Raw genomic sequence first — 13,125 nt, 5'->3', positions numbered from 1 at the left:
CTTTGTTCCTTACGTTATCCGCACAACCCCGCGCAGTTTCAGCCTCGCTCGCCTTCAACCCTGTGATGTAAATTCTCCACTCCATGGCCCTTATTCCTACCCTGAACACCCAGCACTTGCGGCTGCGCCCCATGAATTTGAACGACTGGCCTGCTTATGCGGCGTTCATGGCGTCTGACCGCTGCCGCCACATGGGCGGGCCGTTCGCGCCAGACCGGGCGTGGGGCCTGTTCTGCGCCGACCATGCACAATGGGATTTTTTCGGCGTAGGGGCGTTGATGATAGAAGACCACGACAACGGATGCTGTCTGGGTCAGGTCGGGATCAACACCGGGCCACTTTTTCCCGAACATGAAATAGGCTGGCTGGTTTTTCTACAAGCCGAGGGGCTGGGTTACGCGTTTGAAGCGGCGTCCGCCCTGCGGGACTGGGCACGCGATGTCCGGCACCTGCCCTCGCTGGTCAGCTACGTCCATCAAGACAATACGCGCTCATGCAGGCTGGCGGAGCGGTTGGGCGCGATACCAGACGCAGCCACCGGCCACGCACCGGGTGATGTGGTGTACCGCCATTTCGGCCCACAGGCAGGCTGAAACAACCGAGCCTGCGGGCCGTCAGCCTGGTATTATGCCGCGAGCATCGCCCGGACATCGCCCAGCAGGGCATCTCGCGTATAGGGCTTGTGCAATACGGGAACACCTTCGGGCAGCAGTCCGAAATCGGCATAGCCGGTTACAAACAGCACCGGCAGTTCCGGCCTGCGTGTATGGATATGCCGTGCGGCCTCACCGCCGTTCATGCCCGGCATTTTCACATCCATGACAACAAGCGCTATGTCCGCATGCTGCTGCACGGCTTCAAGCGCATCCATGCCGCTGGAGGATTCCAGCACAGCATAACCCGCACGGCGCAGAAAACCTGCCGTAACCGCCCGCACCCCCGGCTCGTCATCCACGACGAGGATAATCCGCCCCTCCGCCGCATCAGGCAGCACGCGCGCCATATCCTGTGTAACAGGCGTGGACAGCGCAAAAGCCGGAACAGCCCCTTCGTTCTGGCTGGTATCCCCGTCTTTCAGCGCCTCGTCCGGCATACTGTCATCCTGCACGGATACAACCTTGCGCACGGCTGCGGGTGGCTGGGCCGGTTCTGCCTGAACCTTGCCGCGCGCCATGGCGGGGAACCATAGCTCCACCACTGTACCGCCGCCGGGAATGCCCTCTACGCGTACCTCGCCCCCACAATGGCTGATGAAGCTGTACGTCATAGACAGGCCGAGCCCGTTGCCCTGCCCGACATCCCGCGTGGTAAAGAACGGTTCGAAAATGCGGGCGCGCTGTTCTTCCGTCATGCCCGCACCATAATCGCGGATCTGCACCACTACCCATGCGCTGGCATGTTCACCACCCAGATGGCGGCCAAGGAGCTTATCCGCCAGGCGCACGCTAACAACGCAGGCACTGTCCCCCTGCGGCTGGGCCTCCAGCGCATTCAGGCACTGGTTGAGCACCGCAAGCTGAAGCTGCGTTGCGTCAGTCCACACAGGCGGCAAGGGCCTGTCGGGCAGTTCGAAACTGACACGCTCCCACCCGCTGCCGGGCTTGAAGCGGTCTGTATCCAGCTCGCCCCGAATGTCATCCGGCACCTTGCCGCGCATCAGGAAGTCGCTCAGGGTTTCGAGCATTTCCCCTACATCCACCTGCTGGCACACAAGATGGCGCGGGCGGCTGAAGTCGAGCAGGCGGCGGGTCAGCACAGCCCCCCGCCGCGCCGCCTGCATGGCGTTCTGATACAGTCGTGTGGCAGCAGCTTCCTTCGGGGGGTCGAGGTCCTGCACCAGTTCCAGCGAACCCAGAATAGCCGTCAGCAGGTTGTTGAAGTCATGCGCGATGCCACCGGCCAATGTGCCGATCGCCTGCATTTTCTGTGCCTGCTGCAAGCGCTGCTCCAGACTGAGCAACTCCGTAACATCGCGATCGATCAGGATGGAATAGGCCGAAAGCCTGTCAGCCCGCACCGGCTCGTTGCGCAGGCTGTCCAGCCTTACGCGGGTGAGATCGTGCCAGCGGGTCTGGCCATCGGGGCCGGGCAGTTGCAGCACCTGCTGGTCACGACCGGAAGCCGCCAGATCACCCTGTGCCTGCCGCAGGCTTTCAAGACGGGTGCCATCGACCAGTTCATCTTCCTGATGGCCGATGCAATCGGCAACACTGCGGTTGAATTCACGCGCCATCTGCTGGTTAAGGCGGATGAAGCTGCCATTCTGATCCTTGAACGCCAGCCCGAAAGGCAGGTTTTCAAGCAGGCCGCGCAGCAGCAGACGCTCGCGCGCCAGTTCGTTTTCCAGCCGGTAACGATCCGCCGCCTGCCCCACCATGGACAGCAGGGTTTCATCATCCCACGGCTTGTACGCAAAAAAGGAAATCTGCCCCCGGTTGAGTGCGGCTTCCACAGCCGAAATATCGGCATAGCCAGTCAGCAGAATGGCACCGGCTCCGCTCAGTTCGCGGGCATGGGCAAAAAACACGTCGCCCGTCATGCACGGCATGCGCTGGTCAGAAATAATGACCGCCACATCAGGGTGCTGGCGCAATAGGGCCAGCCCCTCCTCGCCAGAAGAAGCTGCCAGCACATGGTAGGTCTGATCGAGCAGGTCGGTCAGTGCTACCAGAATTTCAGGCTCGTCATCCACAACCAGAACGACAGGCCGCTCCGCTGTGTCAGGCAACGTTTTCACCGCGCCGCTCCTCTGCTGCTCTATATGGCACCCGGATTGTAAAACAGGCCCCACCGAGGCTTTCCGATCTTGTTATAACAATACTCCCGCCGTGCGCCTGCACAACACCATAGGCTGTAGCCAGCCCCAGCCCCGTGCCCGAGCCAACGGGCTTGGTCGTAAAAAACGGCTCAAATACGCGCTCCTGTAACGCATCAGGCACGCCGGGGCCGGTATCACAAATGCGCAGGACATAATCATTGCCCTCGCGCCCCTCGCGCGGTTGCAGGCTGGACTGGAGCAGAATCCGGTCCTTGCCCGACTGTGCGCCGCCCTCTGCCCGGCGGGTACCCTCACGTTTTTCCAGAATGGCATCCGCTGCGTTGCTGACAATGTTCATGACAACCTGATTGACCAGCGCCGCCTGACAGACAAGCTCCGGCGGGGCCTCAAGCTGGCATTCCACCTCTATTTCCTCCCCCAGTTTGGGGGCAAGCAGCGTCAACACCATGCCTATGGCCTCCGGCACGTCCAGCCGCCTGAACTCGCCTTCCTCCAGCCGGGAAAAGCGCCGTAAGCTCACCACAAGGTCACGCAGGCGCGAAAGCCCGACAAAGGACGAGGCCAGACGCTCTCCCCCTTTGGCCAGCGCGGCTTCTGCCTGCTGCGTATCGCCCAGCCGAATGGCCTGCAACGCCTGCGCCACACTGCGCTTGGCCGTGCTTTCATGTGCAAGAACAAACGCCAGCGGGTTGTTGAACTCATGCGCGATACCAGCAGCCAGCTCACCAAGAGAGGCCATTTTGGCGGACTGCACCAGCTTGGCCTGTGCGTCGATCAACTTGCGGTTGGCCGCCGCCAGATCCGCATTCACGCGCCGCAGTGCATCCGCCAGTGCGGCGCGGGCACGGGCACTTTCCATATGCGCTTCTTCCCGCTGCACCTCGTCCTGCAGGCTCTTGCGCCGTACAAGAGCTGCAACACGGGCCAGAAACAGATCGGGGCGGATATCGGTATCGACCAGATCATCCACACCCGCCTCAAACGCGATACGGATTTTTTCAGCCGAATCCGCGCTTTTTTCCATCACGCCCATCACGCGCACACATTGGCGCGTCCGCCGCCGGAAGGCCGCCACCGTGCGGGCCAGAGCCAGCCCCTCAAACGCCGGGCAGGTCAAGTCCACCACCACGCAATCGGGCGGTGTGCCACCACCAGACCCATTACCGGCCAGATCAAGCCTGTCCGGGTCATCCACAAGCTGGGCTTTCTGCCCGTTGCGCCGGAACATATCCACCAGCGCGCCATCCGCCGATACGGCCTGCTGCCCCCGCGCTCTGGCTGGCAGGTCGCGCAGACCGGGCCATGACCACAGCGCGCCACCCGGAGCCGTCACCACGCTGATTGTCGGCTGCCGAAAGCTGACCCCTTCGCGCTCGGCGGCATCGGCACCGTATTCACGCAGCAGCGCGCAAATACGAAACAGCAGGATAACCGGGTCATCCTCCATGCAAAAACAGGCATCCGCCCCACGATCGAGCAGTTCATGCTCACGCGCAGGATCGCGGGCGGAAAGCAGCACCACAACCGGCATGCCACGGGTTGCTGCATTAAGCCGCAGGTGCTGGCACAGCCGCGTGGCTGCCATATCCGGCAGGATTTCAGGCACCACCACCAGATCGGGCAGAACCTCATCAAAGCTCGAAAACACCGCCGCCGCATCGGGCACGCTGCGCAGGTCCAGCCCACGCATGCTCAGCACATCACGCAGGCAGGCCATAGCCTGTGCGTTCACCCCGGCGAACATCACGGTACACGAAAGAAACTGCATGAACGACCGTAACGCTCCCTTACAAAACCCAAAATACCCGCAAAACCCCGCAAGGCCGGGCCGCGTTCCTGACCTAACCCCATGCTCCTACCTTAAACGCCGGAACAAAGCGCCGTCTGCTCTCGAATGCGTGAACAGCCCCTGTTACGCCCCCCAGCCACACCCGGCACGCCTTCCATGACGTGACACAACCGCCCACCCCCCTGTATAACAGGCTCCACAATCGCACCCCCCAAAGGAAAAACGGTTCATGGATCAGCGCACTCCCCTTGCACCGCAGCCTCCCGCTCCCGCCCTGCATGAAGGCGGCTCGACAATCCTGCACCTCATCTGCACGGCCCTTTGGGTTATCTGCCATTTTGTGGCGGGTTTCATCCAGCAGGTGGCAGAACTGCTGGCCCCGTTCCTGCTGATTGCAGGCGTGGTGTGGGCCGCCGTGCCAACCCTGACCGGCGCACTGACACGCTCCACCGCCGCAGCCGACCCGCAGGCGCGTGACGCCATCAGCAACGCCGCGGCCGCCATTCCGCACGAAATTGTACTGGGCGGGCACATGCTCAGCGCCACCAGCCTGATCTATGACGGGATTGGCCTTATGGCCGTAGCCGCTGCCGCCTCCACCCTTACGGCCCTTGCCGCACGGAACATGTAAGTCCCTGCCGGGTCTGACACGCCCATGGGCCGTACCACCACCCCCAGCCCCGCACAGTATCAGGGCCAGCCTGCATGATCCATCTGGACACCGTTTCCTGGCGTCGGGCCAGAAAAGACCCAGCCCCCGTTCTCTCGCGGCTGTCTTTTTCCGTGCCGCAGGGCGGGTTCCGCTGGCTCCTTGGCCCTTCAGGGGCGGGCAAGAGCAGCCTGCTCAGCCTGCTGCATGTTGAAACCCTGCCCAGCTCGGGGCGGATGGTCGTTCTTGGCCAGCCGGTGGACGATACACAAAAGCGCGGCACCTTTGTCATGCTACGCCGCCGCATAGGCATGATCCATCAGGATTTCCGCCTGATGCCCGGCCTGTCGGTTGCAGATAACATCGCCCTGCCCCTGCGGCTGCAAAAACGCCCGGAAGACGAAATCCGCGATGAAATCCGCTCCATTCTCAAATGGGTGGGCCTTGGCGAATACCACGATGTACCCGCCGAGCGCCTTTCGGGGGGGGAGCAACAGCGCACCGCCATAGCGCGCGCCATTATCCACCGCCCCGGCCTGATTCTGGCGGATGAACCCACAAACGCGCTGGAAGAAAGTCAGGCCCACCGCCTGCTCGACATGTTTGCCGAACTCAGCGCCATGGGCTCCACGGTGATTGTCGCCACCCATAACGAGGCTCTGGTGCGCCGCCTGCCCCGCCCCGCTCTTTTTCTCGAACGTGGCCACCTTGTGAGCGAGGACACCCCGTTACCATGAGCCGCCGTTCCACCCGCAGGCGCGATGGCCTGTCTCTGGCTGAAGCCATGCCCGATCGCGGGCTGTTTGCGCTGGTAGCATGGTGGGGTTTCTGGCCGCCCTGACACTGGCTGGCGCGTGCGGCGCACGGGCATTATCCGCCCGCTGGGCCGGGGGGGCTGCGCAGCTTGTCATTATTCAGGTGCCACAGCCTGACCAGCCAGCCCGGCAGGGCCAGAGCGACGGGACCAAACCGCTGATGCCGTGCTGGCCGCACTGGTCAGCCTACCTGCGGGCAGCACCGTGCACCGGCTTTCCGCGCAGGACTGGACACTCTGCTCCAGCCGTGGTTGGGCAGCGGCCTGAACAACGGACAGGCCCCCGCAGGCAGCGCGGCCATGCCCCTGCCCGCCGTCCTGCGTGTTGACCTGCCCGATGGCACCGTCCCACCAGCCACACTGGAGCAGGATCTATCGGCTCTGGCTCCGGGTGTCATTGTCGAGCGTAACAGTCTGTGGAGCACGCGCCTGCATGCTCTGGCCAACAGCCTGCTAGCCTGCGCGGGACTGGCGTTGCTGAGTGTCTGCGGTGTCGCCACCCTGATTACGGGCCTGACCACCCGTGCCGGACTGGCCTCGCGCCGCGATACCATCACCACCCTGCACGGGCTTGGTGCATCGGATGGTTATATTGCCGGACGCTTTGCCCGCAGAACGGCCTCACTTGCCTTTGGTGGCGGGCTGAGCGGCACGGTGCTGGCCTGCCTGCCACTCTTTGCGCTGCTCCAGATCACGGCCCCTTTTACCGCTGATGCGGACATGGCGCAGGCCACTGCCAGCCAGACCGGCCTGATGGATGAAGCCTCTATTCTTAATGCCGTGCCCTCCGACCTGCTTATCGGGCTGGGGTGCCTGCCTGTTGCGGCAGCCCTGATCTGCTGGCTGACAACCCAGCTTATCGTACGCCTGTGGCTCCGCCGTCTGCCCTGATGCGCCGCCTTGTCAAACGTGCCCCGGCCTTTGTGCTTCTGGGGCTGCCACTCCTGTTCTTGTGTGGCTTTGGCTGGTTTGTGCACGATGCCCTGCGCCCTGCCGGTCCTTTACCGCACACAGCGGGTATTGTGGCCCTTACGGGCGGGGCGGGACGAGTGGAAACCTCGCTGCGCCTTCTGGAACGGGGGCAAGCCGAGTGGCTGCTGATTTCAGGCGTGGCACCACAGGCCTCGCAACAGGCCTTGCTACTACCAGAGCAGGAAAAAGCGCTGGGGCCGCGCATTACGCTGGGCTATCAGGCCCGCTCGACCATTGGTAATGCCGAGGAAACCGCCGCATGGGTAGCTGACAACCATATCGGCAGCCTTGTTGTGGTAACGGCTGGCTACCACATGCGCCGGGCCATGCTGGAACTGGGGCGCACCCTGCCGGATGTGGCTCTATATGCCTGCCCGGTAACCCCCCCAGCCATGCACCACCTGACCCAGCTTTCCACCCTGCGACTGCTGATGACGGAATATCTCAAATGGCTGGGGGCACTGGCAGGCATGGCGCACAAGCCCATTGCCTGACCAGCGCCCCCGGTTTTCAGGAGCGCAGGTGCCGGTTACAGCGCGCCCAGAATAGCCGCATGGTGGCGCAGGTGCTCGCACGCGAAGCTCTGCACGAACCAGTAGGAATGATCATACACGGCATGGCGGCGCAGGGTCAGCTTCTGCCCGACGGCAAGAGCCGCCTTTTCCAGATGCCAAGGCTGAAGTTCGCGCTCAAGGAACTGATCGGCATCCCCCTGATCAACCAGAATGGTGGTGGGGTGGCTCAGGCCGTCTTCGAGCATGCACACGGCGTCATAAGCACGCCATGCCGTGCGGTCTGTGCCCAGATAGGTGGTAAACGCCTTTTCACCCCAAGGCACGGCGGACGGATGCACGATGGGGCAAAGGCCGAAACCGATTTCCAAAATTCAGGGTTGCGCAGCGCATGCACAAGGGCACCATGCCCACCCATAGAATGGCCTGTAATGCCACGCCGCGTGCCATCCAGCGGCAATGCCGCCTCAACCAGCGCGGGCAGTTCGCGGCTGATATAGCTGTCCATGCGGTAATGGCGGCTCCACGGCTCCTGTGTGGCATCCAGATAGAAGCCGGCCCCCGTGCCCATATCCCAGTCCGTATCTTCGCCCGGCACCCCCGCCCCTCTGGGCGAGGTATCAGGGGCGACAATGGCCAGCCCAAGCCGTGCGGCCTCGGCCAGCGCGGCCGACTTGATCAGGAAGGTTTCATCCGTGCAGGTCAGGCCTGCCAGCACATACAGAATCGGTACGCGCTTACCTTCAAGCGCTGCGGGGGGCAGAAACACGCCAAACCGTGCAGGCAGTCCCAGCACTTCGGACTGATGTTCGTAAAACTGTACGCTGCCCCCATGACAGCGATGCTCTTCCCGCAGGGTCAACCCGGCACTGGCTTGCATGAGCTTAATCTTCCTTCAGCATTTCACCGCATATTTTCAACAACATAGCCCGGATGGCAGCACAAACATAAAGCTGCCATATCGGGAAACCACTCTCATTGTGTCATGTTAAAGCACGGACGGGCAATACAGCCCCGACAAGAAAGGAGACAGTCTGGATGATCGTTGACCCGCGCATGGGATTACGCATTATATCCCGCGAGGTTCGCACCGTTCTCCTGCTCATGGCAGCCTGGGATTTCGTGGTGGTGGTGCTGTTTCAGGTCTTCCATCAGGAATGGATGGAACAGCCGAGCCTGCCTGTCCCGCTGATCGGTTCCGCTCTGGCCCTGTTCATGGGATTTCGCAGCACCAGCGCCTATGCCCGCTGGTGGGAAGGCCGCACCCTGTGGGGGAGCATCACCAACAACTGCCGTTCCTTTGGCCGACAGGCCGGCACCCTGCTGGGCGACCGGCACGACCTGATGTACGCCATAGCCGCCTACCCGCACGCCCTGCGCATGGCGTTGGGCAAGCTGGATGCCAGCGAGGACATCAACCGCCTGCTGCCCGCCTCCATGCGTGAAGCCATTGTCGGCTACCGCAACCAGCCTAACGCCATTCTCTACCAGATCGGGCTGGGAGTGGCTGAGGAAGTCCGCAAGAAAAACATCGATGGTGCGGTGCACGGCAGATCGACCGTATCCTGTCTGATCTGGCCAATGCACAGGGCGGGCTGGAGCGTATCCGCAACACACCGCTGCCCATGCAGTTTTCGGTGCTGCCAAGGGTATTGGTGAACATCTTCTGCATCGTGCTGCCACTCTCCATGGTTCAGACACTGGAATGGATCACGCCGCTGGGCTCAAGCCTTGTGGGCTGCCTGTTTCTGGTTCTGGACAAGAGCGCCAGCGACCTTCAGGAGCCTTTTGCCAATACGCTGCATGCCCTGCCAATGGCCACCATTGCCCGCACGATCGAAATTGACGTGCTGCAACCCACAGGAGACGCAACAGCCCCGGCACTGCAAACGGTAAACGGCGTGCAGTCATAACCTCAGGCCCGCTTCATGTCGGCTGTTTTACAAGACAAACACGCATTTTTATGCTAAAAGGTCAGGTTATGAATACTTTCAGAGCACCTCCCAAAGGTGGCGTGACAGATGCAATGGCACGCACCGCCGCCGCCACGACCGCAGCACAGGCAAAAACCAAGGTAAAAGACGAGGATCCCTTTCAGGAAGGTGATGCCATCGTCTACGCCGCACACGGTGTCGGTCGGGTGGACCGGATCGGGGTGGATGAAATAGCCGGAACGAAACTGGAAGTCATCCAGATTTCCTTCCCCGGCAACCAGATGACACTGCGCATCCCGCTCACCAAGGCCCGCAAGGCCGGGCTGCGCAAGATTGTCTCGCGCGAGATCGTGGACAAGGCCATGGCCATCATCAAAGGCAAGCCGCATGTCAGCAAAGGCATGTGGGCACGCCGCGCGGTGGCGTATCAGGAAAAAATCAACTCTGGCGATCTGGTTCAGATTGCCGAAGTGCTGCGCGACCTGCGCCGCAATGTTGACAGTCTGGATGGCAGCTTCAGCGAACGTAAACTGTTTGAAGCCGCTCAGGAACGCTTTGTGGCCGAAGTCGCGGTGCTGGAAAAGAAAGAGCCTAACGAGGTTCTGGAATCCCTCACCGCCGTCATGAAAGCCGCCTGAACGGCGCGCGTAACGGCCTGACTACACAAAACCCGGCAGCCCCACAGGGATGCCGGGTTTTTTATGCCGCACCGGTTTTCCGCCCGCACTGGCGCGGATACTCTGGCGCATGTCACGCGCCCTCATTGTCCGGGACCAGCCCCCATGAAACCCGCCAGCCCTGCCCCCCTCAGCCCCGAATTTCTGCGCGCCTGCCTGTCGGACATAAAAGCCGGACTGTTCTGGCAGGCCCTGCCCCGGCTGGAACCATACGGGCAGTGCCCTCCGGCAGAAAACGCCAGTGCGGAACAGGCGGGTATTCTCTACGCCATCTGTCTGGCTGCCGCGGGCAGGCCTGAACGGGCTGCCGACCTTCTGGCCGCCGTAGCCAGCCGCCACCCCACCAGCCAGCACCCGTTGCAGGATCTGGCCGAGTTGCTGATGGCGCAGGATCGCAGGCCTGAGGCCCTTGCCGCAGGGCAGGCACTCCTACGCCGCACCCCGGATGATACACGCGTGCATGCCGTGCTGGGCAGCCTGCTGGTGCAAACCGGCCAGCACGAAGCCGCCATAAGCACGCTGAAACAGGCCCTGTCCCGCACCCCGGACGCTACACTGGCGCGTAGCCTGCTGGCCATGGCGCTGACAGAACAGGGCGACATGCAGGCCGCACTGGACTGTCTGCACCCCCTGCCCGCCAGCAAAGCTGAGCGCGCGGCAATGCTGGTCAATATCGGCACGATCCTGAGCGGTCAGGGCCGCATGGAAGAAGCCCTCAGCCATTTTGATAGCGCACTCGCCCTGCACCCGGATGATGCCCGCTTTCACTTCAACCGCTCAGTCGCCCTGCTCAAGGCTGGCGACTACGCCAAAGGCTGGCAGGAGCATGAGTGGCGGCATGCCCTGCCCGGTCACGCAACCATGCCTGACCGCGCCACACTCCCCGCCCTGAAAGGCACAGAGCGGCTTGATGGCAAGCGAGTGCTGCTCGTGCATGAAGAAGGGCTGGGCGATACGCTCATGTATCTGCGCTATATCCCGTCTCTGGCGCAGCGTGGGGCGATTATTCACCTGCTGGTGCCGCCAGAACTGCACCAGCTCTGCCAGCGCCTGCAGGGTGTCCATACCGTGCATGTCATGCGCATGATACGCCGCCTCTGCCCGCCTTTGACTGGTATTGCGGCTTTATCAGCCTGCCGCGTATTTTCCTGCATACCTCCACGCCATGGGGCACCGCCGTGCCTTACCTGCAGGCAGATGAGGAAAAAACACGCGCCATGGCAGGGCTTCTGCCTTCGGGCAAAGCGCTCAGGGTCGGGTTGGTCTGGGGCGGAGCACCACGTAACCGCACGCTGGCAGCGCATATCGTGGACAGGCGGCGCTCGCTCCCTTTAAGCGCCCTTGCCCCGCTGGGCCGCCTGCCGGGGCTTAAGCTCATCAGCCTGCAAAAAGGCCCCTATGCCGAACAGATGATGGACCCGCCCGAAGGCATGTCCCTGTACGACCCGACAGACGCCCTGCACAGTATGGACGACACGGCAGCCCTGATCATGGGATTGGACGTGGTGGTGAGCGTGGATACATCCGTGGCGCATCTGGCCGGGGGGCTGGGCAAAACGGTGCTGCTGATGGATCGCTACGATAACTGCTGGCGCTGGCTGCACGGCCGTGACGATACGCCGTGGTATCCGAACCTGCGTATCATCCGCCAGACCACACCGCGCCAGTGGGCTGATGTGGTCAGCCGTGTCGCCCAGAGCCTTTCGACCATGGCACGCACCCGGCGGGCCTCTGCCTTGAGTTGAAAAAATTATCGCGGCAACACGCCACAGGGGATACCGGGTAGCGGCACCCCATGCCCCCGGCTCTCCGCTACACCTATCATGCGGACATAAAAGCCGAGATTAACTGGGCCTGAAACCGGGCAATAAAAATGCCATGGTCCGGGCAGTCATATTGCTACCCGGACCCAACCAGAATGTATCAGCTCAGGCACCGCCTGCGGGGGCTTTGACCGCACCGGCAGCCGGTGCCGCCTGCGGGGCAACATTGGTGGGGGCGGTTGCGATCATCCGCGCATCCGCCCCACTGCCAATAACTTCGAACACCGCAAGAGCGCGCCGCACCCGGCCATCGGGCAGCAGGACAAACGCCCCATCCACGCCCTGGAAGCCTGCCGGACGGGTCAGCAATTTAGGCGAAAAGTCCTTGGCACCTTCGTTCGCCAGTGTGCGGATAGCCCCTGCGGCATCATAGGTCAGGTCAACCAGCGGCTTGGGTGCATGCTGGTACTGTGCGGAAAAACGCGCTACGAACCCCTGACGGGCCGCAGGGTTGGGAGCAGCGTACCACGCACCACGGATCGGCCCCAGCTTGCTAGCAAACGCCGCCCACAAGCCCGGCCCCATGATCCGCACTGCGGGCAGGCCAACCTGCATGTCATTCAGCGCGGTCATGACGGTTTTTAATGGCAGACCGGTATCGCCCAGCAACAGGGCATCAAAAGGCAGCGAGGCAGGCGCAACACCCTGCCCGGAAGCGCTCAGCCCAGCCACGCCCGTGCTGGCATTGCCACCAGGCATGGTTGCCGGAGCGCTGGCAGCCTCGTTACCCGCCTGCCCCAGCGCCGCCGCCAGATCCGTAGGCAGCGGCTGGGCCTGCGCATCCGGCCCCGGACCGGCCACACCAGCGGGAAGCGATGCGCCATTCGTGCTGATGCCGCTCAGTTGTTTAAGAGCGTCCGTAACGCTGTCTGGCGCCGTGGAATGATAGCTGATGACAGGCTCCGCCAGCCCCTGATCCCGGCAGGCAACCTGCAGGCCGCTGCCCATGGCGCGCCCCAGAGGATTATCCGGCAGCAGGGCCGCAAAGCGCTTGCGACCTTCCTGTCGGGCCTGCTCCACCAGACGCTGCACCTGATCTTCGGGCGTAATACCCATGACCCATACACCCGGACGGGCCTGCGCCACATCGCTGGTCAGGGCCAGAACCGGCACCCGCCCTGCCTGTGCGGCGGGTGTGGCTTCCGCCGTATCACCGCTGGTCAGCGGCCCGATCAG

At 62.8% G+C, this 13,125-nt stretch carries 12 protein-coding genes and 2 pseudogenes; 10 read left to right on the top strand and 4 right to left on the bottom strand.

The window, feature by feature from the left end; all coding sequences use genetic code 11:
* The first annotated feature begins 83 nt into the window (after positions 1-83).
* Positions 84-593 carry a GNAT family N-acetyltransferase gene (locus JCM25143_RS06000; RefSeq protein ID WP_025860374.1) on the top strand — a complete coding sequence of 170 codons (510 nt, stop codon included), beginning with the start codon at positions 84-86 and terminating at the stop codon, positions 591-593.
* A gap of 32 nt (positions 594-625) precedes the next feature.
* On the opposite strand, the gene JCM25143_RS05995 is transcribed toward JCM25143_RS06000, so the two are convergent.
* On the bottom strand, positions 626-2,737 hold the full coding sequence (locus tag JCM25143_RS05995; protein WP_025860373.1) for a response regulator: 2,112 nt from the start codon (positions 2,735-2,737) through the stop codon (positions 626-628).
* A complete protein-coding gene (locus JCM25143_RS05990; RefSeq protein ID WP_025860372.1) occupies positions 2,721-4,547 on the bottom strand; it encodes an ATP-binding response regulator in 1,827 nt (608 codons plus the stop codon). Before JCM25143_RS05990 ends, JCM25143_RS05995 begins: the two co-directional genes overlap by 17 nt.
* Positions 4,548-4,797: 250 nt before the next feature.
* Here JCM25143_RS05990 and JCM25143_RS05985 point away from each other — a divergent pair, with 250 nt between their 5' ends.
* The 5 genes from JCM25143_RS05985 (at position 4,798) to JCM25143_RS05970 (ending at position 7,497) form a co-directional block, all read left to right on the top strand.
* Positions 4,798-5,199 carry a hypothetical protein gene (locus tag JCM25143_RS05985; RefSeq protein ID WP_025860371.1) on the top strand — a complete coding sequence of 134 codons (402 nt, stop codon included), beginning with the start codon at positions 4,798-4,800 and terminating at the stop codon, positions 5,197-5,199.
* A gap of 74 nt (positions 5,200-5,273) precedes the next feature.
* Complete coding sequence (locus JCM25143_RS05980) at positions 5,274-5,954, top strand: cell division ATP-binding protein FtsE (RefSeq protein WP_025860370.1); 681 nt, start codon at positions 5,274-5,276, stop codon at positions 5,952-5,954.
* 79 nt (positions 5,955-6,033) lie between these two features.
* Entirely contained in the window at positions 6,034-6,360 is a 327-nt protein-coding gene (locus tag JCM25143_RS23625; protein WP_234395025.1) for a hypothetical protein, read from the top strand.
* Positions 6,332-6,922, top strand: coding sequence for a cell division protein FtsX (locus JCM25143_RS23620; protein ID WP_234395024.1), 591 nt, complete (start codon positions 6,332-6,334; stop codon positions 6,920-6,922). Before JCM25143_RS23625 ends, JCM25143_RS23620 begins: the two co-directional genes overlap by 29 nt.
* Entirely contained in the window at positions 6,922-7,497 is a 576-nt protein-coding gene (locus tag JCM25143_RS05970) for a YdcF family protein (RefSeq protein ID WP_025860369.1), read from the top strand. Before JCM25143_RS23620 ends, JCM25143_RS05970 begins: the two co-directional genes overlap by 1 nt.
* 35 nt (positions 7,498-7,532) lie before the next feature.
* Here the strand turns inward: JCM25143_RS05970 and fghA are convergent.
* Positions 7,533-8,395: pseudogene (gene fghA / locus JCM25143_RS17310) on the bottom strand (S-formylglutathione hydrolase).
* Positions 8,396-8,553: 158 nt separating this feature from the next.
* On the opposite strand from fghA, the pseudogene JCM25143_RS17305 reads away from it, so the two are divergent.
* From JCM25143_RS17305 to JCM25143_RS21920, 4 genes and pseudogenes are all read left to right on the top strand, one after another.
* Positions 8,554-9,428 (top strand): annotated as a pseudogene (locus JCM25143_RS17305) (bestrophin family protein).
* Positions 9,429-9,496: 68 nt separating this feature from the next.
* Positions 9,497-10,087 (top strand): CarD family transcriptional regulator, encoded by a 591-nt coding sequence (locus JCM25143_RS05955; protein ID WP_025860368.1) that lies wholly within the window; start codon positions 9,497-9,499, stop codon positions 10,085-10,087.
* A 144-nt stretch (positions 10,088-10,231) separates the two neighbouring features.
* Positions 10,232-11,461, top strand: a complete 1,230-nt coding sequence (locus JCM25143_RS17300; RefSeq protein ID WP_159101593.1) for a tetratricopeptide repeat protein — start codon at positions 10,232-10,234, stop codon at positions 11,459-11,461.
* On the top strand, positions 11,434-11,871 hold the full coding sequence (locus JCM25143_RS21920) for a hypothetical protein (protein ID WP_159101592.1): 438 nt from the start codon (positions 11,434-11,436) through the stop codon (positions 11,869-11,871). The genes JCM25143_RS17300 and JCM25143_RS21920 overlap by 28 nt, the downstream gene beginning before the upstream one ends.
* Positions 11,872-12,054: 183 nt before the next feature.
* Here JCM25143_RS21920 and JCM25143_RS05940 read toward each other — a convergent pair.
* On the bottom strand, positions 12,055-13,125 hold a 1,071-nt coding region (locus JCM25143_RS05940), incomplete at its 5' end, for a penicillin-binding protein activator (protein WP_025860367.1).

Source organism: Acetobacter papayae JCM 25143, assembly GCF_000613285.1.
GTDB lineage: Bacteria > Pseudomonadota > Alphaproteobacteria > Acetobacterales > Acetobacteraceae > Acetobacter > Acetobacter papayae.
The sequence above is the reverse complement of the archived record's forward strand: the minus strand, read 5'-3'. Positions and strand labels throughout refer to the sequence as shown.